At 40.9% G+C, this 26343-nt stretch carries 43 protein-coding genes; 7 read left to right on the top strand and 36 right to left on the bottom strand.

Annotation, left to right across the window (positions count from 1 at the left end):
- Positions 1–11 precede the first annotated feature (11 nt).
- Positions 12–1607 carry a bifunctional phosphoribosylaminoimidazolecarboxamide formyltransferase/IMP cyclohydrolase gene (gene purH, locus QOL23_RS03450; protein WP_283400189.1) on the bottom strand — a complete coding sequence of 532 codons (1596 nt, stop codon included), beginning with the start codon at positions 1605–1607 and terminating at the stop codon, positions 12–14.
- Between the two features lie 90 nt (positions 1608–1697).
- Between purH and alr the strand changes: the two genes are divergently transcribed.
- The 4 genes from alr to QOL23_RS03470 all read left to right on the top strand — a co-directional run bounded on the left by alr (position 1698) and on the right by QOL23_RS03470 (position 6506).
- The gene (gene alr / locus QOL23_RS03455) at positions 1698–2762 is read left to right on the top strand and encodes an alanine racemase (protein ID WP_283400190.1); all 1065 of its coding nucleotides are present in this window, start codon (positions 1698–1700) and stop codon (positions 2760–2762) included.
- Positions 2763–2797: 35 nt separating this feature from the next.
- Entirely contained in the window at positions 2798–4018 is a 1221-nt protein-coding gene (locus tag QOL23_RS03460; protein WP_283400191.1) for an aspartate kinase, read from the top strand.
- A 327-nt stretch (positions 4019–4345) separates the two neighbouring features.
- Positions 4346–5956 carry a citramalate synthase gene (gene cimA, locus QOL23_RS03465; RefSeq protein WP_283400192.1) on the top strand — a complete coding sequence of 537 codons (1611 nt, stop codon included), beginning with the start codon at positions 4346–4348 and terminating at the stop codon, positions 5954–5956.
- Positions 5949–6506 carry a DUF996 domain-containing protein gene (locus QOL23_RS03470; protein ID WP_283400193.1) on the top strand — a complete coding sequence of 186 codons (558 nt, stop codon included), beginning with the start codon at positions 5949–5951 and terminating at the stop codon, positions 6504–6506. The genes cimA and QOL23_RS03470 overlap by 8 nt, the downstream gene beginning before the upstream one ends.
- A 28-nt stretch (positions 6507–6534) precedes the next feature.
- Here QOL23_RS03470 and QOL23_RS03475 read toward each other — a convergent pair whose 3' ends face one another.
- Genes QOL23_RS03475 through speB form a run of 3 tightly spaced genes read right to left on the bottom strand, consistent with a single transcriptional unit; the run spans position 6535 to position 9259 of the window.
- Entirely contained in the window at positions 6535–7587 is a 1053-nt protein-coding gene (locus QOL23_RS03475; protein ID WP_283400194.1) for a bis-aminopropyl spermidine synthase family protein, read from the bottom strand.
- A 2-nt stretch (positions 7588–7589) separates the two neighbouring features.
- The gene (gene speE / locus QOL23_RS03480; protein ID WP_283400195.1) at positions 7590–8453 is read right to left on the bottom strand and encodes a polyamine aminopropyltransferase; all 864 of its coding nucleotides are present in this window, start codon (positions 8451–8453) and stop codon (positions 7590–7592) included.
- Positions 8454–8455: 2 nt separating this feature from the next.
- On the bottom strand, positions 8456–9259 hold the full coding sequence (speB, locus tag QOL23_RS03485; RefSeq protein ID WP_283400196.1) for an agmatinase: 804 nt from the start codon (positions 9257–9259) through the stop codon (positions 8456–8458).
- Between the two features lie 48 nt (positions 9260–9307).
- Here speB and QOL23_RS03490 point away from each other — a divergent pair, with 48 nt between their 5' ends.
- Genes QOL23_RS03490 through QOL23_RS03500 form a run of 3 tightly spaced genes read left to right on the top strand, consistent with a single transcriptional unit; the run spans position 9308 to position 11024 of the window.
- On the top strand, positions 9308–9970 hold the full coding sequence (locus QOL23_RS03490; RefSeq protein WP_283400197.1) for a septum site-determining protein MinC: 663 nt from the start codon (positions 9308–9310) through the stop codon (positions 9968–9970).
- Positions 9963–10763: a septum site-determining protein MinD gene (gene minD, locus QOL23_RS03495; protein ID WP_283400198.1), complete on the top strand. Its 801-nt coding sequence runs from the start codon at positions 9963–9965 to the stop codon at positions 10761–10763. The genes QOL23_RS03490 and minD overlap by 8 nt, the downstream gene beginning before the upstream one ends.
- Before the next feature lie 3 nt (positions 10764–10766).
- Entirely contained in the window at positions 10767–11024 is a 258-nt protein-coding gene (locus QOL23_RS03500) for a cell division topological specificity factor MinE (RefSeq protein ID WP_283400199.1), read from the top strand.
- Positions 11025–11076: 52 nt separating this feature from the next.
- On the opposite strand, the gene rplQ is transcribed toward QOL23_RS03500, so the two are convergent.
- The 32 genes from rplQ to QOL23_RS03660 form a co-directional block, all read right to left on the bottom strand.
- On the bottom strand, positions 11077–11454 hold the full coding sequence (gene rplQ / locus QOL23_RS03505) for a 50S ribosomal protein L17 (RefSeq protein ID WP_283400200.1): 378 nt from the start codon (positions 11452–11454) through the stop codon (positions 11077–11079).
- Positions 11451–12407 carry a DNA-directed RNA polymerase subunit alpha gene (locus tag QOL23_RS03510; protein ID WP_283400201.1) on the bottom strand — a complete coding sequence of 319 codons (957 nt, stop codon included), beginning with the start codon at positions 12405–12407 and terminating at the stop codon, positions 11451–11453. Before QOL23_RS03510 ends, rplQ begins: the two co-directional genes overlap by 4 nt.
- Before the next feature lie 26 nt (positions 12408–12433).
- Positions 12434–13060, bottom strand: a complete 627-nt coding sequence (rpsD, locus tag QOL23_RS03515; protein ID WP_283400202.1) for a 30S ribosomal protein S4 — start codon at positions 13058–13060, stop codon at positions 12434–12436.
- A gap of 12 nt (positions 13061–13072) precedes the next feature.
- The gene (rpsK, locus tag QOL23_RS03520) at positions 13073–13465 is read right to left on the bottom strand and encodes a 30S ribosomal protein S11 (protein ID WP_283400203.1); all 393 of its coding nucleotides are present in this window, start codon (positions 13463–13465) and stop codon (positions 13073–13075) included.
- Positions 13466–13482: 17 nt separating this feature from the next.
- On the bottom strand, positions 13483–13863 hold the full coding sequence (gene rpsM / locus QOL23_RS03525; RefSeq protein WP_283400204.1) for a 30S ribosomal protein S13: 381 nt from the start codon (positions 13861–13863) through the stop codon (positions 13483–13485).
- A gap of 11 nt (positions 13864–13874) precedes the next feature.
- Entirely contained in the window at positions 13875–13991 is a 117-nt protein-coding gene (rpmJ, locus tag QOL23_RS03530) for a 50S ribosomal protein L36 (RefSeq protein ID WP_013637834.1), read from the bottom strand.
- A gap of 58 nt (positions 13992–14049) precedes the next feature.
- A complete protein-coding gene (infA, locus tag QOL23_RS03535) occupies positions 14050–14268 on the bottom strand; it encodes a translation initiation factor IF-1 (RefSeq protein ID WP_283400205.1) in 219 nt (72 codons plus the stop codon).
- 26 nt (positions 14269–14294) lie between these two features.
- The gene (gene map / locus QOL23_RS03540) at positions 14295–15077 is read right to left on the bottom strand and encodes a type I methionyl aminopeptidase (protein WP_283400206.1); all 783 of its coding nucleotides are present in this window, start codon (positions 15075–15077) and stop codon (positions 14295–14297) included.
- Positions 15070–15633: an adenylate kinase gene (locus tag QOL23_RS03545; RefSeq protein ID WP_283400207.1), complete on the bottom strand. Its 564-nt coding sequence runs from the start codon at positions 15631–15633 to the stop codon at positions 15070–15072. The genes map and QOL23_RS03545 overlap by 8 nt, the downstream gene beginning before the upstream one ends.
- Complete coding sequence (secY, locus tag QOL23_RS03550) at positions 15630–16967, bottom strand: preprotein translocase subunit SecY (protein ID WP_283400208.1); 1338 nt, start codon at positions 16965–16967, stop codon at positions 15630–15632. Before secY ends, QOL23_RS03545 begins: the two co-directional genes overlap by 4 nt.
- Before the next feature lie 11 nt (positions 16968–16978).
- Complete coding sequence (gene rplO, locus QOL23_RS03555; protein ID WP_283400238.1) at positions 16979–17431, bottom strand: 50S ribosomal protein L15; 453 nt, start codon at positions 17429–17431, stop codon at positions 16979–16981.
- 7 nt (positions 17432–17438) lie between these two features.
- Positions 17439–17624, bottom strand: a complete 186-nt coding sequence (gene rpmD, locus QOL23_RS03560) for a 50S ribosomal protein L30 (RefSeq protein ID WP_283400209.1) — start codon at positions 17622–17624, stop codon at positions 17439–17441.
- A gap of 2 nt (positions 17625–17626) precedes the next feature.
- Positions 17627–18184: a 30S ribosomal protein S5 gene (gene rpsE, locus QOL23_RS03565; RefSeq protein WP_283400210.1), complete on the bottom strand. Its 558-nt coding sequence runs from the start codon at positions 18182–18184 to the stop codon at positions 17627–17629.
- An 11-nt stretch (positions 18185–18195) separates the two neighbouring features.
- On the bottom strand, positions 18196–18561 hold the full coding sequence (gene rplR / locus QOL23_RS03570; RefSeq protein WP_283400211.1) for a 50S ribosomal protein L18: 366 nt from the start codon (positions 18559–18561) through the stop codon (positions 18196–18198).
- Positions 18562–18582: 21 nt separating this feature from the next.
- Complete coding sequence (gene rplF / locus QOL23_RS03575; protein ID WP_283400212.1) at positions 18583–19125, bottom strand: 50S ribosomal protein L6; 543 nt, start codon at positions 19123–19125, stop codon at positions 18583–18585.
- A gap of 21 nt (positions 19126–19146) precedes the next feature.
- Positions 19147–19569: a 30S ribosomal protein S8 gene (gene rpsH / locus QOL23_RS03580; protein ID WP_283400213.1), complete on the bottom strand. Its 423-nt coding sequence runs from the start codon at positions 19567–19569 to the stop codon at positions 19147–19149.
- A 27-nt stretch (positions 19570–19596) separates the two neighbouring features.
- Entirely contained in the window at positions 19597–19782 is a 186-nt protein-coding gene (locus QOL23_RS03585; protein WP_283400214.1) for a type Z 30S ribosomal protein S14, read from the bottom strand.
- A gap of 12 nt (positions 19783–19794) precedes the next feature.
- A complete protein-coding gene (rplE, locus tag QOL23_RS03590) occupies positions 19795–20349 on the bottom strand; it encodes a 50S ribosomal protein L5 (protein WP_283400215.1) in 555 nt (184 codons plus the stop codon).
- A gap of 22 nt (positions 20350–20371) precedes the next feature.
- Entirely contained in the window at positions 20372–20725 is a 354-nt protein-coding gene (gene rplX / locus QOL23_RS03595) for a 50S ribosomal protein L24 (RefSeq protein ID WP_283400216.1), read from the bottom strand.
- 15 nt (positions 20726–20740) lie between these two features.
- A complete protein-coding gene (gene rplN / locus QOL23_RS03600) occupies positions 20741–21109 on the bottom strand; it encodes a 50S ribosomal protein L14 (protein ID WP_283400217.1) in 369 nt (122 codons plus the stop codon).
- 24 nt (positions 21110–21133) lie between these two features.
- Positions 21134–21421 (bottom strand): 30S ribosomal protein S17, encoded by a 288-nt coding sequence (gene rpsQ / locus QOL23_RS03605; RefSeq protein ID WP_283400218.1) that lies wholly within the window; start codon positions 21419–21421, stop codon positions 21134–21136.
- An 11-nt stretch (positions 21422–21432) separates the two neighbouring features.
- Complete coding sequence (gene rpmC, locus QOL23_RS03610; protein ID WP_283400219.1) at positions 21433–21633, bottom strand: 50S ribosomal protein L29; 201 nt, start codon at positions 21631–21633, stop codon at positions 21433–21435.
- Positions 21634–21636: 3 nt separating this feature from the next.
- Positions 21637–22065 carry a 50S ribosomal protein L16 gene (gene rplP / locus QOL23_RS03615; RefSeq protein ID WP_283400220.1) on the bottom strand — a complete coding sequence of 143 codons (429 nt, stop codon included), beginning with the start codon at positions 22063–22065 and terminating at the stop codon, positions 21637–21639.
- Between the two features lie 2 nt (positions 22066–22067).
- Positions 22068–22766 (bottom strand): 30S ribosomal protein S3, encoded by a 699-nt coding sequence (gene rpsC / locus QOL23_RS03620; RefSeq protein ID WP_283400221.1) that lies wholly within the window; start codon positions 22764–22766, stop codon positions 22068–22070.
- A 15-nt stretch (positions 22767–22781) separates the two neighbouring features.
- Positions 22782–23180 carry a 50S ribosomal protein L22 gene (rplV, locus tag QOL23_RS03625; RefSeq protein ID WP_283400222.1) on the bottom strand — a complete coding sequence of 133 codons (399 nt, stop codon included), beginning with the start codon at positions 23178–23180 and terminating at the stop codon, positions 22782–22784.
- 13 nt (positions 23181–23193) lie between these two features.
- The gene (gene rpsS / locus QOL23_RS03630; protein WP_283400223.1) at positions 23194–23478 is read right to left on the bottom strand and encodes a 30S ribosomal protein S19; all 285 of its coding nucleotides are present in this window, start codon (positions 23476–23478) and stop codon (positions 23194–23196) included.
- 9 nt (positions 23479–23487) lie between these two features.
- A complete protein-coding gene (gene rplB, locus QOL23_RS03635; RefSeq protein ID WP_283400224.1) occupies positions 23488–24315 on the bottom strand; it encodes a 50S ribosomal protein L2 in 828 nt (275 codons plus the stop codon).
- A gap of 17 nt (positions 24316–24332) precedes the next feature.
- The gene (gene rplW / locus QOL23_RS03640; protein ID WP_283400225.1) at positions 24333–24656 is read right to left on the bottom strand and encodes a 50S ribosomal protein L23; all 324 of its coding nucleotides are present in this window, start codon (positions 24654–24656) and stop codon (positions 24333–24335) included.
- Positions 24653–25279, bottom strand: coding sequence for a 50S ribosomal protein L4 (rplD, locus tag QOL23_RS03645; RefSeq protein WP_283400226.1), 627 nt, complete (start codon positions 25277–25279; stop codon positions 24653–24655). The genes rplW and rplD overlap by 4 nt, the downstream gene beginning before the upstream one ends.
- 10 nt (positions 25280–25289) lie before the next feature.
- Entirely contained in the window at positions 25290–25913 is a 624-nt protein-coding gene (gene rplC, locus QOL23_RS03650; protein WP_283400227.1) for a 50S ribosomal protein L3, read from the bottom strand.
- 16 nt (positions 25914–25929) lie between these two features.
- Positions 25930–26241, bottom strand: coding sequence for a 30S ribosomal protein S10 (gene rpsJ / locus QOL23_RS03655; RefSeq protein ID WP_283400228.1), 312 nt, complete (start codon positions 26239–26241; stop codon positions 25930–25932).
- 14 nt (positions 26242–26255) lie between these two features.
- Positions 26256–26343 (bottom strand): EF-Tu C-terminal domain-related protein (locus QOL23_RS03660; RefSeq protein ID WP_283400239.1); only part of this gene is annotated, 88 nt, incomplete at its 5' end.

The following is a 26343-nucleotide window of genomic DNA, read 5'->3' on the forward strand; positions in this document are numbered from 1 at the left end:
TACGCCCCCTATTAATGCCTAAAATGTCTTATTCCAGTAAACACCATAGCCATATTATGTTCGTTGGCAGCCTGAATAACCTCTGAATCCCTTATAGAACCACCCGGCTGGATTATCGCCGTAACTCCCACCTTTGCTGCTTCATCTACGCTATCCCTAAACGGGAAGAAAGCTTCAGAAGCTAAAACAGAACCTTCCAAATCCATTCCCATCATCTTTGCCTTTTCGGCAGCACAACGGGCAGAATCTATACGGGAAGTCTGACCAACACCTATACCGATAGCAACTTTATTCTTGGCGTAAACAACAGAGTTGGATTTTACCCATTTAACTACTTTAAAGGCAAAAATCATGTCCTCCCATTCCCTTTCGGTAGGCTCTCTGTCTGTAACCACCTTCACCTTTTCAGGGTCAAAAACGACCAAATCCCTATCCTGAACTAACAACCCTCCCGTTATGCGGCGGTAGTCAAAAGGCGACTTCTGTCCTCTCCTTTCAAGTCCCGAAAGTCCGTTAGTAGTCAAAACTCTTAAGTTCTTTTTCGTCTTGAGAATTTCTAGAGCTTCTTCGTCATACTCAGGCGCTATTATGCATTCGTAAAACCTCTGAGTAATCAGTTTTGCCACCTCAGCGTTAACCTTTGAGTTAAAAGCAATTATTCCGCCAAAAGCGGAAACAGGGTCAACGTTTAAAGCTTTTTCGTAAGCTTCTTCTGGAGTCTTTCCGAGAGCAACACCACAAGGATTGGCGTGTTTAATAATAGCGCAGGCAACACCCTCTTTTTCAGGGTCAAACTCCAAAACTAAGTTGAAAGCACCATCAAGGTCGTAAAGGTTGTTGAAGGAAAGCTCTTTTTCGCCAGCTAACTTCTCTGCTGAAGAAACACAAGGCTCATCAATGAAAACTTCTTTGTAGAAGGCGCCGCGTTGGTGGGGATTTTCGCCGTATCTCAAATCCTGCACTTTCTCAAACGTTATAGTAAGCGGATTTCTCATCTCTCTGACGGCAACAGGATTGCCTTCCTCATCTATGGAATAGAGAAAATCGGATATCAAGGCATCGTAATGGGCTGTTAAATTAAACGCCTTTTTAGCAAGGTAAAACCTCGTTTTAAGAGAAATCTTCCCAGTTTCTTCCAATTCTTTCACTACAAGGTCGTAGTCTTTCGGGTCAGTAACTATTGCAACATCTCTGTAGTTCTTAGCAGCAGCCCTTACCATCGTAGGACCACCAATATCTATGTTTTCAATTATCTCTTCTAAAGATGCCCCCCTTTTAACCGTCTCTTTAAAGGGATAGAGATTAACTACAACCATATCTATTCTCTCTATCCCGAGTTCCTCCATGGCTTTTAAGTGGTCTTCCTTATCTCTTCTTGCCAGTATTCCACCATGAACCTTAGGATGAAGCGTCTTTACCCTACCTTCCATTATCTCCGGGAAACCCGTAAGGTCAGAAATCTCTCTAACTGGAATACCAGCTTCTTTCAGAAGTTTAGCAGTGCCACCGGTAGAAATTATCTCTATTCCTAAGTCAACAAGTTTCTTAACGAAATCTACAATTCCCGTCTTATCTGAAACAGAAACAATAGCTCTAACAGGTTTCATAAAATCCTCCCACACCTCATCTTTTTCGCAACCTAATTATACCTACTACCTTGATGTAGAATTTCGTATTCCCATTTAAAGGAGAAACCGGTGCTCCGCTGGGCAGAAATTCATTTAGACAGACTAGTAGAAAACTACAAGCAAATAAAAAATTTGTCAGCCGGGAAAAAAATAATCGCCGTAGTTAAAGCAAACGCCTACGGTCACGGCATAAAAGAAGTCGCGCAAACGCTGGCAAAGCACACCGACGTATCCGCATTTGCAGTAGCAACTTTTGACGAAGCCGAAGAATTAAGAAACATTGGAATCGCAAGAGATATTTTAGTAATGGCTTCTCCTCTATCTGAAGGTTTGGATAAAATCAAAGAACTCAATGCTGTTCCCGTAATTTTTGACTTTGAAGACCTGAAATTAGCAAAAGAGCTGAAAATCCCCTTCCACATCAAAATAGACACCGGAATGGGACGCCTTGGATTTTTAGAAAATCAGTGGAACAAACTTTTAGAAGAACTAAAAGGAACAAACCTCAAAGGAATTATGACCCACTTCTGCTGTGCAGATGAAGACAAAAATTTCACTGAGTATCAATTTAAAGAGTTTCTCTCGTTCTTTCAAAAACTCAAAAGCCTCAACTTCAAGAACCTTACCATCCACGCAGACAATTCCTCTGCCATACCTTTTAAACTCAACAAAATCCTCACCCACTCCCGCGTCGGCATAGCACTATACGGCACAAAACCTTACGAAAATTACCCGGCAGAGCTAAAGCAGGTAATGGAAGTAAAAGCGAAAGTCATAACAACCAAAGAACTCCCGGCAAACTTCCCCGTCTCCTACTCTGCAACATACAAAACAAAACAGAAAGAAAAAGTAGCCGTAATCTCCTTCGGCTATGCAGACGGATATTTGCGGAGTTTCTCAAACAAAGGATACGTCCTCATAAACGATGAAAAGTGTCCCGTTCGCGGAAGAGTCTGCATGGACATGACGATAGTTTCCTCAAAAACGGCGAAAAAAGGAGATACGGTAACGATATTCGGCGAAAAAATCACATTTGAAGAAACAGCAAAAGTAGCAGGAACAATTTCCTACGAACTCATGTGCGACATCAGTCCCAGAGTTAAAAGGATTTACTTTTACCCATCACAAACATAAAATTACCAGTTAACAGATTTCAGGGAGGCAGTTTAATGGCTCTTGTAGTTCAAAAATTCGGCGGAACATCTATGGGTTCAATTGAAAGGATAAAACACGTTGCAACAAGAGTTTTGGAAGAGAAAGAAAAGGGCAACGACGTAGTTGTAGTAGTCTCCGCAATGGCGGGAGAAACCGATAGACTCATCAATTTAGTCAAAGAGATAACCGCAGAACCCAACGAAAGAGATATGGACTTTGTCGTCTCAACCGGCGAACAGGTATCGGCTGGTCTCCTTTCAATAACCTTAAACCACATGGGACACAGCGCAGTATCGTTAACAGGCTGGCAGGCAGGTATAAAAACGGACGACGCCTTCACAAAGGCAAGAATACTTTCAATAGATACAGACAGGATAAAAAACTACTTGAAGCAAGGCAAAATCGTTGTAATCACAGGTTTTCAGGGCATTACAGAAAGCGGCGACATAACAACTTTAGGAAGGGGCGGTTCAGACACTTCAGCTGTTGCCTTAGCGGCTGCTCTCAACGCCGACAGGTGTGACATCTATACCGACGTTGACGGTGTTTACACGGCAGACCCGCGAATCGTCCCCGAAGCAAGAAAAATAGACGTTCTTTCTTATGAAGAAATGTTAGAACTCGCATCTTTAGGCGCCAAAGTGCTTCAAATCAGGTCCGTTGAATTTGCAATGAAGTATAAGGTGCCGTTAAGAGTCAGATGCACCTTTACAAGCGATGAGGGAACCCTGATTAAGGAGGAAGACGAGACTATGGAAAGAGTAGTTGTCAGAGGCATAGCTCACAATAAGAATGAAGCGAGAATAACTGTTGAAAGAGTTCCAGATAAACCGGGAATTGCAGCCAAGCTCTTTGATGCCTTAGCAGAAGCTAACATTCCTGTTGACATGATAGTTCAAAACGTTTCCGTTGACGGATACACCGATATCTCCTTTACCGTTGAGAAGAACGACGCTCCAAAAGCCGAAAAAATCACAAGAAAGGTAGCCGAAGAAATAGGGGCAAAAGGCGTAATAAGAGACGACCGCATAGCAAAAGTTTCCATAGTTGGATTAGGAATGAGAAGTCACGCAGGCGTTGCCGGAAAGGTGTTTGACACGCTGGCTAAATACGGCATAAATATAATAATGATATCCACTTCCGAAATTAAGATATCCTGCATCGTTGATGAAAAGTTCACTGAGTTAGCGGTAAGAGTTCTCCACGAAGCGTTTGGATTGGATAAAAATGAGTGACAGAATTAAGGAACAGATAGGAATATATAAGGAAATTTTTAAAAGTTTATTTACTCTGATGATAATCGTAGGTGGTGCTTCATTCGCCTCGCTAATACACGGAAAAGTAACTCTGTGGAACATATTAGGAGCTGGACTGTCAATTTGGTTATCAATATCTTTAGTATTACTCTGGCGTTACATGATTAACTTAACCGAGGAGATAAAAAATGAATGAAAAAATAATCGCTAATCTCTTAATGTTCTTAATATTTCTATCTTTCGTTTTCGTAACCGGTTTCATTGTTTTCTACCGCGGAAAAGAAGCAAAGTAAAGAGGTTTCAAAAATGGTTTACATCTACGATACAACATTAAGAGATGGCGCTCAGACAAGAGGAGTTTCATTCTCTTTAGAGGATAAACTGAGAATCACCCAAGCCCTTGATGATTTAGGAATTCACTACATAGAAGGCGGCTGGCCTGGCTCTAATCCCAAAGATTTAGCCTACTTTGATAAGGTTAAAAAACTAAACCTCAAAAATTCCAAAATTGTTGCGTTTTCTTCAACAAAAAGGAAAAAGATAAAAGTAGAAGAAGACCCTAACATCCAGCAATTAATAAAAACAGAAGTTCCGGCAGTGACGATATTCGGCAAATCTTGGGATTTACACGCAACAGAAGGTCTAAACATCACGTTAGAAGAAAACTTAGAGCTGATTTTTGAAACGATTAAATATCTGAAGAACTATTTTGACGAAGTATTTTTTGATGCAGAACACTTCTTTGACGGATACAAATCAAACCCAGAATACGCAATAAAAACGTTAAAAGCAGCAGAAGAAGCAGGTGCTGACTGTTTGGTTCTATGCGATACAAACGGCGGAACGCTCTGGTACGAAACAGAAGAGATAATAGACAACGTTTTAAAAGAAGTAAACACACCTTTAGGTATACACGCCCACAACGATGCAGATATGGCAGTGGTTAATTCTCTTATAGCTGTAAAAAAAGGAGCAATTCAGGTTCAAGGAACAATAAACGGTCTGGGAGAAAGAACCGGAAACGCCAACCTCTGCTCCATAATTCCAAACTTAGTCTTAAAAATGGGGATAAAGACAATCCCCGAAGAAAAACTCAAAAAACTATACGAAGTTTCAAGACTTGTATCCGAACTCTCTAACAGACCTCATCCTGTTAATTTGCCATACGTCGGCGATAACGCCTTTGCCCATAAAGCAGGCGTTCACGTTTCGGCAGTTGAGAAAAATCCAAAGATGTACGAACACATAGAACCCGAAAAGGTAGGCAACAGAAGAAAAATTATGATTTCAGAACTTTCAGGAAGAAGCAACGTAATAAGCAAAGCAAGAGAATTAGGAATAGAACTTTCAAAAGACGCTCCAGAAGTTAAGAAAATCCTCTCCCGCATCAAAGAATTGGAAGCAAAAGGCTACCACTTTGAAGGAGCAGAAGCTTCATTTGAACTTCTCTTAAAAGAAACTATGGGACTAACGAAAAAATACTTTGAACTAAAAGGTTTCCGCGTTCTAACCGAAAAACGCTCCGAAAACGAAGAAGCCTACGCAGAAGCAACAATAAAGGTTGAAATACCGGAAGATGTTGCAAAAGAAAGGAACATAGAAGAAAGAGTAGAACACACAGCTGCAGAAGGCAGAGGTCCCGTTGAAGCTTTGGATAAAGCCCTGCGTAAAGCTTTAGAAAAGTTTTATCCATCAATAAAAGAAGTAAAACTTACAGACTATAAGGTGCGCATTCTCAACGAAGCAGCAGGAACAGAAGCATCGCCGAGAGTCCTTATAGAATCAACCGACGGCAAGAAAAAGTGGGGAACTGTAGGAGTATCACCGAACATCATAGAAGCCTCATGGCTCGCTTTAGTTGATGCGCTAAAATACAAGCTAATGAAAGACGAAGAAGGGGAGGAATCTAATGGATGAAAAAACCAAAATATTGGGGGGAATAGGTTCTATATTATTAGTCTTGGGAATAATCCCCTACATTGGCTTACTTTTTAGCTTAGTAGGTTTTATCTCGCTACTGATAGCCGTAAAGCAGATATCCAACCAATACAAAGATGAAAACATATTTCGCAACTTCTTAACCGGTTTCATCATAAATATAGCAGGGATGATAATAGCCATAGTAGCTGCAGTATCAACGTTCATCCCTTTTGCTTCACTTTCAAACATAGACAAAGATACTGCCTTAGGGCTTGGCGCTATAGTAGGCATTTCAGTAGCTCTTTTAGTGTTTTATATAACTGCTGTAATTTCCGGACTACTCTTTAAAAAGGCTTTTGACTCTATAAGCAAAATCACTAACAACGACCTATTTGGATGGGCGGGGAACTTAATATTCTGGGGAAGTATAGCAATGATAATTCTTTTAGGGGGAATACTCATCTGGATTGGGTGGATTTTAGCTGCAATAGCCTTTTTTACCACAGAAACCAACAAGGATATAACCGAAACAGCAATAACACTTTAATAAAAGCCCCGCCAAGCGGGGCGCAAATTTAAGTAGTTGAACTTTCTGCATCGTTGTAAATATCGCCAACTATAGGCTCGTTAAACCCTTTAAATCCTCTAACAGTTTCAACTCTAAACTGTGTTGACCTATACCAGATATCTTCAGGCGCTTTCTTAACAGGTGTAAGCTGCCAGCCTCTCATCTCTTCGTAGTAATCCCAGTTAACGTATTCGTTGAAGTTGTGAATCAAGTCTGTAATCACGAGTCCCATATCAAGGAGAACCTTCTGAATTTTTCTCCACTTATCAAGAGAAGATTCCCTTCTCGTCACGCCAAAGTAACCTGCACACCTTTCAGCCTTTAACGTAGCAACGCCTCTACCTACAAAAGCCTTTATAGCTTCTACCGTTTCAGGAGGGTCAGTGAAGAAGGTATCGTAAGCACCTACAACATCTTCTGGTAAAGGCTGTCTCAAATCGTGAACTCTTGCATCAATTCCAAGGTTATACTTATCGGAAACCTCTTTAATGAAGTTTACAAGTCTTTCATCAATCTCAAGAATCGTAACCTTAGCTGGAAGTCCAGAAAGTGCAAGGGCAATACTCATAAGGTCATCATCACCTAAAACAACAACCTTCTTGCCTCTTAAATCTCCTCTACTATCGGCTAAAGCAACTCTTGCAAAGGTGTTTTCAGGCGTAACGTAACCTTGGTCAAACTGGTGAATAGCTGGCGGTCTCTCTTCTTGAATTTTCAAAAACTTTTCGTAAGCTTCTCTTAAATTGTCAATTACTACCCCTCTACCTTTACATCTTGGACAAACGTGAGAAGCAAAAGCTTCTATCTTGGCTTTACGAGCAAGTTCTGCTCCAGCTTCTGTAAGGAGAATCTGGTCACCTTCAAAAGCCACAAGGTCATGCTTATTAAGGAGCTTTAAAATTTCCGCTACCAACGGAAGTGGCTCATCAGAAAGGTCAACAATCTTCCAAAAATCGGAAGACGACATTACCGCTGCAATCACCTTCTCAACGCTTCTTGGATAGGCAGGAACTTGCGTGTTCTTCTCTGCCTCTCTTGCAATCTGCTCAAGTATCTCCATTTTTACTCCTCCTCATATACAAAGTTTGGTATCGCAAAAGCGCCATAATGGATTTCAGGATTGTAATACTTTAATTTCCCGTTCTCCTTAACAAACTTCCCGTAAGCCTCTCCTAAAGCTCCTGGGTTAACTCCCAGTGGGTCTAAAGAATTAGAAGCAAACGTAAAGCTCCACATACCAGAAGGGTATGTAGGGATAAATGCAAGGTAAGGTCTTACAACTTCAAAAACTTTTCTCAATTCATTAACAACCTGTTTATGAACTTTCCTCTGTGCAAAAGGCGATTCAGATTGAGTAACGAAAACTCCGTTTTCTTTCAAAGCTTTCAAACAATCTCTATAAAATTCTTCCTCATACAAAACTTTTGAAGGTCCTATAGGGTCAGAACAATCAACAATTATGGCATCATATTCGTTTTCCTTACCCTTAACAAACTCCCTGCCATCGTCAAAAATTAAATTAACCCTCTCATCTTCAAGTTTATTAGCTATAGAAGGAAACTCCTTCTTTGCAACTTCTACAACTTCCCTGTCTATCTCCACCATATCAATCTGCTTAACTCCATGCTTCAAGGCTTCTCTAACAGTCCCACCATCTCCTCCACCTATAATCAACACTTTTTCAGGAGAAGAGTTCATCGTAAAAAACGCAGGATGAACTATCATTTCGTGATATATAAATTCATCTCTCTCCGTAGTCTGAACTGCACCATCCAACACCAACATCTTCCCAAAATCCACAGTATTTAAAACCAATACTTCCTGAAAAGGAGTTCTAAAAGAAAAAGCCTCTGTAACTTTAAACGTCAGTCCCGTTCCTTGAAGCTCCATACCTTCACCGCTGTAATATTCCGTAAACCAAAGCATCTTTACCCCCAAAATTTCAGAATAAGCTCTCTAACAACCTTAGCAGCCAAAGCTTGCGTAATTCCAGAAGGGTCGTAAGGAGGAGAAACTTCTACAACATCAAAACCAACAAACTTTACGGCAGGTAATTTATAAATAGCTTCAAAGAATTCAAGCGGAGAAAATCCCCCCACCTCCGGCGTCCCCGTTCCAGGCGCAAAAGCAGGGTCAAAAAAGTCAATATCAACAGTAAAATAAACAGGTAATCTTTCATTTATCAACACGTCAGCAAGCTCTTTAGGAGTTTTAAGGTAAGTAATCCTTTCACAACTTCTCATAAGCTCAAATTCCTCCTTAGTTCCGCTCCTTATCCCCACCTGAATCAACTTACACCCAAGCTCCAAAATCCTTCTCATAACGCAAGCATGAGAAAACTTCGTCCCCAAATACTCATCTCTCAAATCAGCATGCGCATCAAACTGAACAACACAAAGCTCTCCATACCTTTCAACTAAAGATTTCACAACAGGATAGGTAACGGAATGCTCTCCCCCAAGCATAACCGGATACTTAACGTCCTTCATAAAAGCCGTAACAGACTCAACCATACCCTCAACAGTAACGCCGCACTCAACGTTACCTGCATCAACGAAATCAAGGTCTTCAAGACTCTTATCAAGCTCGGGGCTATAATCCTCTAAATTCTCCGAAAAAAACCTTATACCATCAGGAGCAAAGCGCGCCCCCGGTCTAAAGCAAGTTGTAGAATCAAAAGGAATACCGAACAAAACAATATCTCCCCCTTTAGAAGCACACAAAAACTTCATGAATCGCTCCTTAATGGTAGAATTACAAAAATCGTATTGGATTAAAGGATGGAATTCAAGCTTAGAGGAACAAACGTAATAGCAATAGAGCTCATAGCAGATAACATCAATTTCAATGTAGAAAGAATAAAACAGTTCATATCAGAGAAAAAACAACTCCTCAAAGGAAGCAGATTTGTAATTTCAATAGAAGACTACGTTTTAACCGAAGCAGAACTTGACTCCCTAATAAACTTCCTCAAGCAAACTGAAGAAATCACATTTTGCGGGTTTAAAACAAACAAAAAAGAAAACAGAGAACTCTGCATAAAGAAAGGAATTCCCTGCGATATGTCCAGTATGGAATTGGAAAAACTCAAAGAGCGTTCCCCAACAGAAGAAATTAAATTCATCAGAAAAACATTACGTTCAGGTGATAAAATATCATCATCAGGTGATATTGTTATAATGGGAAATGTAAATCCGGGGGCGGAGGTAGAAGCAGGAGGAAACGTTTACGTTATGGGTGACCTGAGGGGGACAGTAAAAGCTGGAATAGGAAAAACTGAGGGAGAGGTTAAAGCCCTATTTTTCCAAGCGCCCAGGCTGGAAATCTGCGGTAAGGAATTTACCTTTGATAGAAAAGAAAAATATCTAAACTTTAAAGCAAAAGTTAAAGGAAATCAGCAAAGTATAAACTACTACAAAGATAGGAAGGGGAAAAATGGCTGATAAAGTAATCTGCATTACATCAGGAAAGGGAGGAGTTGGCAAAAGTACAGTAACAGGAAACTTAGCGACAGCTTTAGCAGCAAAAGGTTATAAAGTAGTTGCAATAGACGCAGATATCGGTTTGAGAAACCTTGACCTTATATTAGGACTTGAAAACAGAATAGTTTACGACATCGTCCACGTTATAGAAGGGGTCTGCCCCGTTGAAAAAGCGCTGGTAAAAGATAAAAGAACGAAAAATCTTTACCTGCTTCCAGCAGCTCAAACAAAAGATAAAAGCGCAGTCAAACCTGAAGACTTAGTTGCAATCGTCGAAGCTTTAAGGGACAAATTTGACTTCATATTTATAGATTCCCCGGCAGGTATAGAAGAAGGATTTAAAACAGCAGTCACGCCTGCAGACACAGTAATAGTAGTTGCAAACCCAGAAATGGCGTCAATAAGAGACGCAGACAGAGTAACCGGTCTTTGCAGTGCAATGGGAAAACCGGAACCCAAGTTAATAGTAAACAGGCTTGACCCCAAAAAAGTAGAAAAAGGAGACATGTTAGATGCAGAAGACGTCGTTCAAATATTAGGACTTGAACTTATAGGTATTGTTCCAGAAGATAAAGATATGGTTTCATACATAAACAGAGGAGAACCTGCCGTCTTATCCGAAACTTCAATAGCAGGAAAAGCCCTAAGAAATATAGCTGAAAGACTTTTGGGCAAAGAAGTTCCCTTCCTTGAACTGAAAGCAGAAGGAGAAGGATTCTTTAACAAATTGAAGAAACTCTTCGGGGGAGATTAAAGAATGGGGTTTATGGATAGATTAAAAGAAGCTTTCGGGAAGCCACCAGCAAAGGAAGTTGCAAGGCAAAGACTTCAACTAATCCTAAAGTACGATAGAGCTGGTCTACCTCCAAACGCCATTAATGCAGTAAAAGATGCCATACTCAACGCATTAAAGGATTTCCCTTTCATAGACGCCTCAGGAGTAACAATCAATATATCTGAAGGGGATACAGACAGAGAAAAAATAGAGATAGAAGTCCCCGTAAAAAACAGCTAAAAATAAAAAGCCCCCAAACGGGGGCTTTAATTCCTACATACATTCTCAATAATTATTCAGCAGCTTCCTCTTTTTCCTCAACCAACATAACGATAGCTGTAGGAGCAGCATCACCCTTTCTGTAATCGTAGTGGAAGAACCTCGTATATCCACCGTTTCTGTTTTTATACCTTGGCGCTATTTCGTTAACAACTTTGTAAGCAACGTCCTTTCTCGTAACAATTCTTAACACTTCTCTTATCGCTTTTACCTTATCTTCCTGCTTACCCTTAGTTATTACCTTATCTGCAAGCCTCCTGAGCTCCTTAGCCCTTGCAACAGTAGTAACTACCTTCCCATGCTCCATAAGGTCTGTAACCAAGTTTCTAAGCATCAACATTCTATGTTCAGTAGGTCTTCCTAACTTCTTTCCTTTCACTCTATGTCTCATTCTTTCCCACCTCCAAGCTCAAATCCGAGAGAAGCTAAGAATTTCTCTATCTCTGCAAGAGATTTCTTACCAAGACCCTTCATGCTTTCAAGCTCTTTCTTGGTAAGCTTGAGAAGGTCCCCTACGGTCTCTATACCGTTATCCATAAGCACTTTAAGCGCTCTCCCTTTAAGTCCAGCTTCTTCAAGCGTTTGAGAATAAACTTCTGGTTTTTCTTCCTCTTTCGCTTCTTCAACCTGAACTGTAGCAAATATAGCCTCAACCAATTTATCTCTAATAGTAGAGAAGTGTTCTATAAGTATGTTAGATGCCCTAACAACAGCATCTTTCGGAGAAATACTGCCGTCGGTCCAGATTTCCATAGTAAGTTTGTTATAGTCGGTTCTTCTTCCAACCCTCGTATCCTCTACCTTAAAGGCAACCTTTTTTATAGGAGAAAAGTCTGCATCTAAAGGTATCCAGCCTATTGTAGAGATATCAAAAATCTCCTGAATATCTTCAGAAAGGACAAAACCCTTCCCTTTGTCTATCCTGAGATGTATCTCTATCTCTGAATTCTCATTGTCAAGAGTAGCTATCTCAATATCGGGCGTTAAAAGTTCAACTTGAGATGGAAGTTCAAAATCTTTAGCGTAAACCTTTCCTGGTCCTTTCTTTTTCAACTCAATAAACACAGGACCTTCTCCATGAAGAACAAACCTTAACTGCTTGAGATTAATAACTATCTCTGTTACATCTTCCACAACGCCAGGAAGAGTGGTAAATTCGTGGTAAGCACCCTCAAACTTTACCGCAGTAGGAGCTGCCCCTTCAATAGAAGAGAGAAGAACTCTCCTGAGAGCGTTACCGATGGTAGTTCCGTAGCCCTTCTCAAGAGGTTCAACTACGAATCTACCGTAGGTATTGGAATGTTCCTCCCAGACGAACTTCTCAGGAGTTATAAACTCAACCATTATTTCCTCCAATTTACAGTTAGCTATTACTTGGAGTAAAGCTCAACGATTAGGTGTTCTTGAACAGGAATCTCTACTTCATCCCTTGTAGGTTCTGCCTTGACAACTCCTTTAAAGTTTTCAGCGTCAAGTTCAAGCCAGGATGGAATACCTCTCCTCTGAGCAAGTTCAATACCTTCCTTAATTTGAGGAATATCTCTACTCTTTTCCTTTACTTCAATCACATCTCCAGGCTTTACAAGATAAGAAGGTCTATCAACTTTCTGCCCGTTAACCAAAATGTGACCGTGAACAACAAGCTGACGGGCATGGCGGTGAGACTTACCAAAACCAAGCCTGTAAACCACGTTATCAAGTCTACTTTCAAGAAGTTTCAACAGGTTTTCACCTGTCTGTCCTCTCATGCGCTCAGCCATTTCGTAGAAACGTCTAAACTGCCTTTCCCTTACGCCGTAGTAATACTTAACTTTCTGCTTCTCCATAAGCTGACGGGCGTAGTAGGAAATCTTTCTACGAGAACGACCGTGCTGCCCAGGAGGATAAGGTCTTCTATCGGTAATCGCCTTACCTTTTTGTGACTTTTCTTCACCAACGTATATGTTAACGCCAAGACGCCTTGCAATACGCCACTTAGGACCTGTATATCTTCCCATTTACTACCTCCATTACACTCTTCTTCTTTTTGGTGGTCTACAGCCATCGTGAGGAATAGGAGTAACGTCCTTAATAGCTTTCACGTTAAGTCCTGTAGCAGCAATAGCTTTTATGGCTGTTTCTCTACCACCACCGTTACCCTTAATTCTTATCTCTACGTCTTTAACTCCAAACTCTTTCATGGCTCTCTCTGCAGCCTTTGTAGCAGCAAGCTGTGCAGCGTAAGGTGTACTCTTTCTCGTTCCCTTAAAGCCCACAGTACCGCCGCTTTCCCAGCAGAGAGTATTTCCTTCCTTATCTGTAAAGGTAACAATAGTATTGTTAAAAGTCGTCTGGATGTGTGCTATCGCAAAACCAACCGTTCTTTTCTGCTTCTTTTTGGAACCTTTTCTGGCTCTTGCCATTAATTACCTCCTAATAATTACTTCTTAGGTGCTTTTTTCTTACCAGCAACAGTCTTCCTCGGACCTTTACGCGTTCTTGCGTTCGTTCTCGTTCTCTGACCTCTCACAGGAAGTCCAAGTCTGTGGCGTACTCCTCTATAACATCCAATTTCAATAAGTCTTTTGATATTCATAGCAATTTCTTTCCTGAGGTCACCCTCAACCTTGTACTCAGTTTCTATAATTTTCCTTATTTTGGCTATCTCTTCTTCCGTAAGGTCTTTAACCCTTTTTTCAGGGTCAATACCGGCTTTTTCGCAAATCTTAAAACCGGACTTAATACCAATACCGTAAATGTAAGCCAAAGAGTAAGGAACCTTTTTGTTATCAGGAATATCTACTCCTGCTATCCTTGCCACCTCTTTCCTCCTTATTTACCCTGTCTTTGTTTGTGCTTTGGGTTTTCACAAATAACTCTTACAACACCTTTCCTCTTGATAATTTTGCACTTTGGACAAATCTTCTTCACAGATGGTCTTACCTTCATCTGTTACCTCTCTAAACGTTTTTTCGTGTGCCTTCAGCCGCGGTATATAAAGGGACGGTTAGCCTTTCCTAAATACTATTCTTCCTCTCGTCAAGTCGTAAGGACTTAGCTCAACGACCACACGGTCGCCTGGCAAAATTCTAATAAAATGAACCCTCATTTTCCCTGAAGCGTGAGCCAGAACCTGATGACCGTTATCAAGCTCAACCTTAAAATAGGCGTTGGGAAGTGCTTCTACTACTTTACCTTCAACCTGTATTCCTTTTTCTTTAGCCATAAATACAACTCCGTAAAACGTTCTTTTTAAATTGCGGACATAATTATAGTCCCTTCTTCAGTAATAGCAACATCGTGTTCAAAGTGAGCAGATAACTTCCCATCTTTAGTCACGACAGTCCATTTATCTCTTTTTACCTTTACTTTACCTGTTCCTTCATTTACCATAGGCTCAATGGCAAACGTCATACCAGGCTCTAAAGTAATATCCGGATAACCTCTATAAACGTAATTCGTTATCTGAGGCTCTTCATGAAGAGAACGACCTATGCCGTGACCAGCATACCCTCTTGTAACGTTAAAACCATGAGATTCCACAAACTTCTGAATTGTTCTGGATATATCTATAAGTTTCCCACCAGCCTTTGCTGCTTCAATACCTTTATATAGGGCTTCCCTCGTTACATCAATAAGCTTCTGGGCAGTTTCACTTATCTTTCCTACAGGAACTGTTACAGCTACATCACCTATCCAACCATTAACAACAGCTCCAAAATCAAGACTAACTATGTCACCTTCTTTAAAAACCTTCTTTTTAGTCGGCAATCCATGTACTACTTCTTCATTAACCGAAACACAGATAGCACCGGGAAATCCACCGTATCCCAAAAAGGCAGGTTTAACTCCATACTCTTTGCAATAACTACGGGTAAGTTTATCTATATCCAAAGCTGTTATTCCAGGAGCAACCTGCTCTGCAACTCTTAGGAGAATTTCCATAGTAGTAGCCGCTGCTGTTCTTAAAGCGGCTATCTCCTCAGGAGATTTTAGAATAATCCCATGCTTATTTTTCTTTAACGTCTTAACCATTTAATCCCAAATTCTCCTCAATCTTCTTTGTTATCTCATCAATATCACCAACGCCGTTTATCTCAACTAACAATCCTTTCTTGGTATAGTAATCTATCAACGGAGATGTCTGCTCTCTGTAAACCTTTAAGCGATTTCTTATTACATCCTCAGTATCGTCAGCCCTACCGCGAGCTAACAACCTTTTTACTATCTCCTCGTCGTCAACGTTAAGATAGATAACCTTATCCAAAGGCATTCCCAACTCTTCAAGCATCTTGTCTAAAGCTTCAGCTTGAGGCAAAGTCCTCGGAAAACCGTCAAGAATAAATCCATTTTCTTTTACGTCTTCTTGAGAAAGCCTATCTTTTATTATTCCAATAATAATTTCATCGGGGACAAGTTCACCTTTATCCATATACTCTTTAGCTATTTTCCCCAATTCTGTTCCTTCTTTTACTGCTGCTCTTAAAATATCACCGGTTGATATATGGGGAACGTTATACTTCTCTGCTATTCTCACCGCCTGAGTACCCTTTCCAGCACCTGGAGGACCTAAAAATACCACTCTTATCATCTTATACCTCCCAAACCAGCGCGAAGCTTTCCTCTTCTCCTTCTGCCCAAAAATCCTTCATAAGAAAACGAAAGCGCATACGCTTCCATTCTCCTTAACGTATCAAGAGCAACACCTACAACAATCAGAATGGCTGTTCCACCAAAATAAAAAGGTAACTGCATTTGACGAGTTATTATGATAGGAATAACCGCAACAAGCGTTAAGAAAACAGCACCAGCAAAAGTCAACCTGGAAACTATTCTATCTAAATATTTAGCTGTATCTGTTCCTGCTCTAACTCCAGGAATAAAACCACCTGCTTTATTTAAGTTCTCCGCTATATCTTCAGGATTAAAGATGATAGCAGTGTAAAAGTAGGTAAAGAAGAAAATCAAAATTGCATAAATAACCAAGTATGCAGTAGAACCCGGTTGTAGAAAATCGTAAATAGCCTGAGCAATGGGATTATGGACAAACCGTGCAATAGTCGCCGGGAACATTAAAACAGAAGCAGCAAAAATGATAGGTATAACGCCGGCAGGGTTCAACTTTATAGGAAGGTAACTTGAGTAACTTCCTAAAGCCTGAGAACCAGCAGTTCTTCTTGCATAGTGAAGGGGCACTCTCCTTTCCGCTTCCTGAATATACACAATTGCCGCTATCATTGCTAAAATAATAACGGTTATACCTATCACTTTAAACAGAGAGATATCTCCGTTCTTCAACTCTGTAAACAGGGCAATAACAGCATTGGGTATCCTTGAGACTATACCTGCAAAAATCAGAATGGACATTCCGTTACCGATACCTTTAGCTGTAATCTTCTCTCCAAGCCACATAAGGAAAGTAGCACCAGCCGTTAAACAGGAAACACAAACAAATATGAACGTAAAACCATAGTCAGGGACTACTGGTAATCCTGACGGGCTGGTCATTCCTTTTAAACCTATGGCTATACCCAAAGATTGAATAAAAGCTAAAAGAACCGCTCCATAGCGAGTATACTGGTTAATCTTTTTACGTCCGTACTCTCCTTCCTCTTTAGCCAATTTTTCTAAAGAGGGAAAAGCAACAGTAAGAACCTGCATTATGATTGCAGCACTGATATAAGGCATAACTCCTAAAGCAAAAATGGTCAACCTACTTAATGCACCACCAGAGAAAACGTCCATAAATCCTAAAACTGTTCCCTGTGCCTGCTGAAAGAACTCGGAAAGTGCCTGAACGTTGATACCAGGAGTAGGAATGTGCGCTCCCAGCCTGTAAACAGCCAGGAGCAGCATAGTGAAGATAAAACGTTTCTTTAATTCCGGAACTTCTTTAACGTTAAGAATTATCTTAGAAAGGTTCATTGTTTAGCTCCTTAAGCTATCTCCTCACAAACACCGCCAGCAGCTTCAATCTTCTCCTTAGCTGAAGCAGAAAACTTATGAGCCTTAACGGTAAACTTCTTTGTAACTTCACCGTCTCCTAAAATTTTCACAGGAAGATTTTTCTTAACCAATCCTACTTCCTCTAAAACTTCAGGAGTAATAACAGCCCCTTCTTCAAACCTATCGTTTAAATCCTTTACGTTAACTATGGCATACTCCTTCTTAAATGGAGCGTTAGAGAAACCTCTCTTAGGAAATCTCATATATAAAGGTGTCTGTCCACCTTCAAAACCAGGTCTTGTTCCACCTTTCCAGCCAGACCTTGCCGTTTGTCCTTTTTGACCTCTACCAGAGGTTTTACCGTGTCCGGAACCGTGACCTCTACCAAGCCTCTTCTTCTCTCTAACTGCTCCAGGATTTGGTTTTAGATTATGTAATTCCAATCCCATCTTACTCCTCCACAGGTTCAACTTTTATGAGTTCTCTAACTTTATCTATCATACCTTCAATAGCAGGGTTGAGTTCTTTTACAGTTACAGCACCTCTTTTGTGAAGACCAAGAGCAGCCAATGTGGCTTTTTTTCTCTTGCTCTTACCTGCCAAACCTCTTACGAGAGTTATCTTAACCTTAGCCATTATTACCTCCTGATAATTTCACCTTCCTTAGTAATCCTTCTACCAGGTAACTTCCAGCGCTTGCGTAATTCTTCTACTGGAACGCCGCGGAGCCTTGCAAACTCTTCAGGAGTCTTAAGTTGCTCAAGTCCTTTTAAAACCGCTCTAACAACAGTATGAGGGTTTGTTGAACCGATAACCTTTGTCAAAACGTCGGTTACACCGGCAGACTCAAGAACGGCACGAACAGGAGCTGAAGCGATAACTCCGGTACCAGGAGCAGCTGGTCTCATTATAACTTTCGAACCACCAAACTTGGCTTCAATCTCAAAAGGAATAGTTCCGTCAACAACAGGAACTTTCATTAAGTTCTTCTTTGCATCTTCAACAGCTTTTCTTATAGCATCTGGTACTTCAGCAGCCTTTCCTCTACCGAAACCGACAACGCCTTTTCCGTCACCTACAACAACAAAAGCTGTAAAGCTAAACTTCCTACCGCCAGTAACGACCTTCGCGTTTCTGTTAATATGAACAAGTCTTTCTTTTAATTCAAGTCCTTCAGGTTTTACTCTCTCAGCCATCAATACCTCCTTTAAAATTCAAGTCCACCTTCTCTTGCCCCTTCGGCAAGCGCTTTAATTCTGCCGTGGTAGATGAAACCACCACGGTCAAATACTACCTTTTTAATGCCTTTTTCTAAAGCTCTCTGAGCTATGAGCTTTCCTACTTCACGAGCTTCTTCCGTCTTTGTAAGTTCAGCAAGCTTCGGTCTTAACTCCTTATCCAAAGTTGAAGCAGCTACTAAAGTTACTCCGTTTACATCATCTATTATCTGAGCGTATATGTGCTTAAGGCTTTTATAAACAGCTAATCTCGGTCTTTCCGGTGTGCCGAAAACTTTCTTTCTCACCCTTCTATGTTTTTTAGCTATCCTTTCACGCCTTGTTAACTTTGCCATCTTCACTCTCCTTATTTAGTGTTACTTCTTAGCAGACTTACCAGCTTTGAGAATGATTCTCTCGCCTCTGTATCTGATACCTTTACCCTTGTAAGGCTCAGGTGGTCTGAAGGAACGAATTTCAGCAGCTACCTGTCCAACTTTTTGCTTATCTATACCGCGAACGAAGATGTTGTTATCCCTATCAACTTCAATCTGAATACCTTCAGGTATCTTGTAGAGAACAGGATGGGAAAAACCAAGGTGAAGCTCAAGAGTATCGCCTTTAACGAAGGCTCTATAACCAAGACCCTTTACTTCAAGAACTTTCTCAAATCCTTTAGAAACTCCAATAACCATGTTGTTAATTAAAGCCCTCGTTGTTCCGTGCAAAGCTCTCATTTGCTTCTCATCGTTAGGCCTTTCAACGATAACTTTGTTATCTTCAACTTTAATAGTGAGTTTAGGGTTAAACGTGTATTCAAGCTGTCCCTTAGGACCTTTAACTATTACGTGGTTTCCAGGTTTAACTTCAACAGTTACTCCTTGCGGTATCTCAACTGGCAACCTTCCAATTCTTGACATCTTTCCACTCCTTCAATGGTTTTACCATACGTAGCAAAGAACTTCTCCACCAACGCCCATCTTCCTGGCTTTATAACCAGGGATAATACCTTTGTTGGTAGAAAGAATAGCTACTCCAAGTCCTGCTTTTACAAGAGGAATTTCATCCTTTCCAACGTAAATTCTTCTACCAGGCTTAGAAACTCTCTTAATTTCGTTGATTACTCTTTCTCTATTAGGACCGTACTTGAGATGAACGCGAATAAGCTTCTTCTTGTTGTTAGGGTCTTTAGCCTTCTTAAAAGGCTCTTCAATTACCTCGTAGTCTTTAATAAATCCTTCCTCTTTTAGGATTTTGGCTATCGCTTCGTTAACTTTGGAATACGGAGCATCTACATACTCGTGGTAAACCAAGTTAGCGTTCCTTATCCTGGTAAGGAAATCTGCTACTGTATCCATCATCATGACTTGCTTACCTCTCTCCTAAAATTTTTACCAGCTTGCTTTTTTGATGCCGGGGATTTTCCCCTGAAGAGCAAGTGTTCTAAAACACAATCTGCACATGCCAAACTCTCTTATAAAACCGCGAGGACGTCCGCAAAGAGGACATCTATTATACTTTCTAACCTTAAATTTCGGTTCTTTCTGAGCTTTAACGATTAACGCTTTCCTTGCCATAACTCCTCCTGTTTATTTCCTGAATGGGAAGCCTAAAAGTTCTAATAAAGCTTTAGCTTCCTCATCTGTTTCAGCAGTTGTTACGATAGTAATATTCATACCTCTAATCTTATCTACTTTGTCGTAATCAATTTCGGGGAAAACGGTCTGCTCTTCAAGTCCAAAGTTGTAGTTTCCTCTACCGTCAAAAGATTTAGGAGAAAGCCCTTTAAAGTCTCTAACTCTCGGAAGAGCAATTGATATGAGCCTGTCAAGGAAATCCCACATTCTATCCTTTCTTAAAGTAACTTTGGCACCAATAGGCATTCCCTTACGAAGCTTAAATCCAGCTTCAGACCTTTTCGCCCTCCTAACGGAAGGCTTCTGTCCTGTAATAAGAGCCAAATCTTCCATAGCGTTTTCAAGAGCCTTGATATTCTGGACAGCTTCTCCAACTCCCATGTTAACAACAATCTTCTCTAATCTCGGAACTTCCATTACGTTCTTGTAACCAAATTTCTTCATAAGAGCAGGAATTACTTCCTCTTTATACTTTTGCTTCAATCTCGGTACATACTTTTCAGCCATAATACCTCCTTACTTAAGCGGATTACCGACCCGCCTTTTGTGGTTTACTGATTTCGTCAATAATTTCACCAGACTTCTTGGCATAACGAACTTTTTTACCATCAACAAACTTTATACCAATCCTTGTAGGTTCCCCAGTTTTAGGGTCAACGAGCATAACGTTGCTTATATGGATAGGAGCTTCTTTTTCAATAATGCCACCTTCCGGATACTTCGCACTGGGGCGAAGGTGCTTTTTAACAATCCTTACACCTTCAACGATAACTCTTTCTTCTTCGGGAAGGACTTTAAGAACTTTTCCTACTTTTCCTTTATCCTTCCCGGCGATAACAACAACCTTATCACCAGCTTTTATTTTGAACTTCTTCTTAGCCATTAGTTCCTCCCACAATTAAATAACTTCCGGAGCAAGAGAGGCTATCTTCGTATAACCTTTCTGTCTCGCTTCTCTTGCAACAGGACCTAAAATACGAGTTCCCAAAGGTTCTCCCTGTTTATTAAGAAGAACACATGCATTGTCATCAAACTTGATGTAAGTTCCATCAGGACGTCTAACTTCCTTTTTCGTCCTAACAACAACAGCTCTGTAAACTTCTCCCTTTTTAGCTGTTGCGTTAGGAATAGCATCTTTAACCGTGACAACAATTTGGTCACCTAAAGAAGCGTACTTTCTGTTTGAACCGCCTAAAACTCTGATACACTGGACACGCTTTGCTCCAGTGTTATCAGCAACTGTTAAGTATGTTTGAACCTGAATCATCTTTCCACTCCTTCAAAAGAGTATTTACTCTTCAGTTTCTCCGCCAAGTTTTTTGGCTTTCTCAACAATCTCAACTACTCTCCATCTCTTACGTTTAGAAAGAGGACGAGTCTCCATAATCTTAACCACATCACCAACCTGGCACTGATTGTTCTCATCGTGAGCCATATACTTCTTAGAAAACTTCACTCTTTTACCGTAAACAGGGTGACGGAATTCCCTTGTAACTCTCACAACTACAGTCTTATCCATCTTATCGCTTACAACAACCCCTACTCTAACTTTTCTTCTATTGATTCTAACTTCAGCCATCTTTTCCTCCATTAAAGCTTAACGCCACGTTCCCTGAGGATAGTAAGAATTCTTGCAATCTGTCTTCTGGTTTTTCTTATCTCCATGGGGTTGTCAAGCTGACCAAAAGCGTTCTTAAATCTCAACTTGAGAAGTTTTTCCTTCAGCTCAACAACCATCTTCTTAAGTTCATCAGTTGATTTTTGTCTCAATTCTTCTGTCAGCTTTTTCATCTTTTACTCCTCGCCTGCTGGAGTTTCTTCTCTCTTGACGATACGACATTTCATAGGAAGTTTATGTATAGCAAGCCTTAAAGCTTCCATAGCAACGTCTTCAGGGACACCAGCAATTTCAAACATAATTCTTCCAGGTAAAACTTTAGCTACCCAAGTTTCTACATTACCCTTACCTTTACCCATACGAGTTTCAAGAGGTTTTTTGGTGTAAGGTTTATCCGGAAAGATTCTAATCCAAACCTTACCACCTCTTTTCATAGTTCTTGTCATAGCAACTCTTGCAGCCTCTATTTGGTTGGTAGTAACGTAGTGAGGCTCAAGGGCTTGAATACCATAATCACCAAAAGCAAGCCTGTTTCCTCTGTAAGACTTACCCTTTAATCTTCCCCTTTGCTGCTTTCTATACTTCGTTCTCTTTGGCATTAACATGGTTATTCACCTCTCGCCATCTCTTGTTTTACTTCTTTTTCAATCTTCTTGAGAAGCTCTTCAGTTTCATCCTTGTAAACATCACCTTTGTAAATCCAAACCTTTACACCGATAACACCATACTTGGTTTTAGCAATTGCAGTGCCATAATCTATGTCTGCACGAATTGTTTGCAACGGTACCCTTCCCTCACGGTACCATTCCTTACGTGCCATATCGGCACCACCGAGTCTTCCGGCACACATTACCTTAATACCCTTAGCACCTGCTTTCATGGCATCAGCAATTACCCTTTTCATGGCACGCCTGAACGCCACACGGCGCTCTAGCTGTTGAGCAACGTTTTCTGCCACAAGTTGTGCGTTAAGCTGCGGATACTTAACCTCTTCAATGTTAATGTAAACGCTCTTTCCTGTGAGGTCTTCTAAGAACTTTCTCAAAGCCTTAACCTCAGCTCCCTTCCTCGCAATAAGAAGTCCGGGACGCGCAGCCCAAATTCTGATATTAATTCTGTCAAGCGTTCTTTCAATATCAATTCTTGCAATACCAGCGTGATAGTACTTCTTCTTTATAAGGTCCCTAATTTTTAAATCTTCGTGGAGAAAGTTAACGTACTTACCCTTCTCCTTAACAACCCACTTAGATTCCCAATCTTTAGTGATACCAAGTCTAAAACCTATCGGATGAACTTTCTGTCCCAAGGTTTACCTCCGTAATTACTTTTTAGCTTCAGGTTTACCTACCACAACAGTAATGTGGCAGGTTCTCCTGCGCCTTATGTTAGCTCTACCCATAGCTCTTGGACGGACCCTTTTCATTGTAGGACCTTCATCAACATAGGCCCTTTTAACAATCAATTCTTCAGGGTCAAGACCCTTTTGCTCCGCATTTGCAATTGCACTCTTAAGAACTTTTTCCACCATTCTTGCAGATTTTTTAGGAGTATTCTGCAATATAGCAAGGGCTGTATCAACCTGCTTACCTCTAATAAGGTCAACTACAAGTCTAACCTTAGAAGCAGACATTCTCGCTCTTCTCCAGATAGCCCTTGCCTCTTCCGGAGTAGCAAAACCTCTTTCGCCTTCTTTATAGTAGTCTCTTTGCTCAACTGCCATCTTCTACCTCTCCTTACTTCTTCTTGGCAACTTTTTGCTTCTGTCCGGCATGTCCTCTAAAAGTACGCGTAAGAGAGAACTCTCCCAATCTGTGACCGACCATCTGTTCAGTAACGTAAACAGGGATAAACTTCTGCCCGTTGTACACGGCAAATGTATGACCTATAAACTCAGGAACTATAGTACAGGCTCTATCCCACACTTTAATAACCTTCTTTTCACCAGTTTCGTTCATTTTGCGAACTTTCTTCAGTATTTTAGGGTTCACGTAGGGACCCTTTTTTAGTGAACGTCCCATTTAAACCTCCTACTTCTGATTACGACGTTTAATGATGAATTTATCGGAATACTTCTTAGCACGTCTTGTCTTATAACCCTTAGTTGGCTGACCCCAAGGAGTAACAGGATGCTTACCGAACGTTCTACCTTCACCACCACCATGTGGGTGGTCAACAGGGTTCATAGCAGTTCCACGAACAGTCGGTCTAATACCGAGCCATCTGGAACGTCCTGCTTTTCCTAAAACGATATTTTCGTGGTCAAGGTTTCCTACCTGACCTACTGTAGCCATGCAATCAAGATGAACGAGACGTAGTTCACCAGAAGGAAGTCTGAGCTGTGCGTAATCGCCAACTTTACCCATTAGCTGTGCAAAAGAACCAGCTGCTCTGGCAAGCTGACCGCCCTTACCCGGCTTTAACTCAACGTTGTGAACGATAGTACCTACAGGAATATGTCTTAAAGGTAAAGCATTACCAACTTTAATTTCCGCATCTGGTCCTGCCACTACAGTATCCCCGACCTTAAGACCTTCGGGCCAGAGAATATATCTTTTCTCTCCATCAGCGTAAACAAGAAGGGCAATCCTTGCAGACCTGTTTGGGTCATACTCAATAGCAGCCACTTTTGCTGGCACGCCTATCTTATCTCTTCTGAAATCAATAATTCTGTAACGGCGCTTATGACCACCACCTTTATGACGGCAGGTAATTCTTCCTTGATTGTTTCTACCCGTTCCTCTAACAAAACCAACAGTAAGAGATTTTTCAGGCTCGGTCTTAGTAATCTCTGCAAAGTCGGAAACGGTCATAAAACGCCTTGATGGAGTGTATGGTTTAAATCTTTTAATTCCCATTTCTTCTACTCCTTAACTTAGAGTTTCTCAAGGTCAATTTCGTAACCAGGCTTCAAAGTTACGACAGCTTTCTTCCAGTCTTTCTTTTTACCTCTGAAAAACCTTACACCTTTTCTCTTACCTTTAACTATCATGGTGTTAACTTTTTCTACTTTTACGTCAAATATCTTTTCCACCGCCTCTTTAATCTCCGGCTTTGTAGCGTCTATAGCCACCTCAAAGGTAATCTTCGTTATCTTCTTAGGTTCCTTAGTTTTGGAACTCTTCACTTCCAAGTTAGCTAATCTAACACTTTTCTCCGTAACGATAGGGCGGAGGATTATATCATAAGGAGTTTTCATGACAACCTCTCCTCTAATTTAGGTAGAGTAGACTTAAAGAACACGCATTTGTCGTAGCAGAGAATATCGTAAACGTTTAGTCCTTCAATAGCCAAAATCTTCACGTTTGGAAGGTTTCTAAAGGAAAGATATGTGTTCTCATCCAAATCAGCTGGAACTACCAAGAGAACCTTTTCATTCTCAAGTCCAAGGTTCTTTAAAAACTCCACAGCTTGCTTGGTTTTTGGCTTTTCAAAGGAGAAATCTTCAACTACGATAACGTTACCTTCCTGCAATCTTCCTGCGATAACGCTCTTAAGAGCAACCTTCCTCACCTTTTTAGGAAGAGGATAGTAGTAGTCCCTCGGCTTTGGACCGTGAACTACTCCACCACCTACCCACTGAGGTGCACGGATAGAACCTTGCCTTGCTCTACCAGTATGTTTTTGAGGCCATGGCTTTCTTCCACCACCTCTAACTTCACCACGAGTTTTAGTGGAGTGAGTTCCTCTCCTTCTTTTAGCAAGCTGCCACTTTACAGTTTCCCATACAGCGTGCTGCTTTATAGGAGCGTTAGCTATTTCATCTCTTATTTGAACGCTTCCAACTTCCTGATTCTGTGCATTTACTACCTTAATCTCCATTTTTCACCCCTTACTTTCCTTTGACTATTACAAGTCCACCTTTATGTCCTGGAACCGCTCCTTTAATAAGGATAAGGTTCTTCTCGGGGATAACGTCAACAATTTCAAGATTCTTCACGGTAACAGTTTCGTTTCCGTAATGACCTGCCATCCTTTTACCTTTGTGAACTCTTCCCGGGTCAGCACAGGCACCGATGGAACCAGGACCTTCGTGGAAGTCTGAACCGTGAGACCTTCTACCACCGCCGAAGCCGTGGCGCTTATGATAACCTGCAAAACCTCTACCTTTGGATTTACCCGTTACATCAACCTTCTCACCAGGCTGGAATATTTCTACAGTTATCTTGTCCCCAACGTTGTACTCATCTACGTTGTCAAACTTTACCTCTTTAAGCCACCTTGTAGGCTTTATCCCTGCTTTCTTGAAGTGTCCCAAGAGAGGCTTGGGAAACTTGTGCTCGGCTTTGTTCTTTTCCATAAAACCAAGTTGAAGAGCTGCGTATCCATCCTTTTCAGGAGTTCTTTTCTGAACAACCGTGCAAGGTCCTGCTTCAATAACAGTAACAGCTATAGCCTTGCCATCTTCTGTAAAAATTTGTGTCATTCCAACTTTTCTACCGAGGATCCCTTTCATCCTTACACCTCTTTAATTAGTCAAGCTTTATCTCTACATCTACACCGGCGGGAAGCTTGAGATCCATTAAAGCTTCCACGGTTTGCGGTTTTGGATTCTTGATGTCAAGTAACCTTCTGTGTCTTCTAATTTCAAACTGTTCCTGAGAGTACTTATACTTGTGAGGAGACCTAATCACGCTCCACACTGAGCGTTTCGTAGGTAAAGGAATAGGACCGGCGACGATAGCACCAGTCCTTTTAACAGTTTCAATTATTTCCTGAACAGACCTATCAAGTAATCTATGGTCATAAGCCGTTAATTTTATTCTTATGCGATCCTGCGCCATCACCTTACCCCTTATTAATCAAGAATTTCTGTAACTACTCCAGCACCTACCGTCCTTCCACCTTCACGAATAGCAAATCTTAACCCTTCTTCTATAGCTACA

Origin of the sequence: Desulfurobacterium pacificum (assembly GCF_900182835.1) — a bacterium.
GTDB lineage: Bacteria > Aquificota > Aquificia > Desulfurobacteriales > Desulfurobacteriaceae > Desulfurobacterium_B > Desulfurobacterium_B pacificum.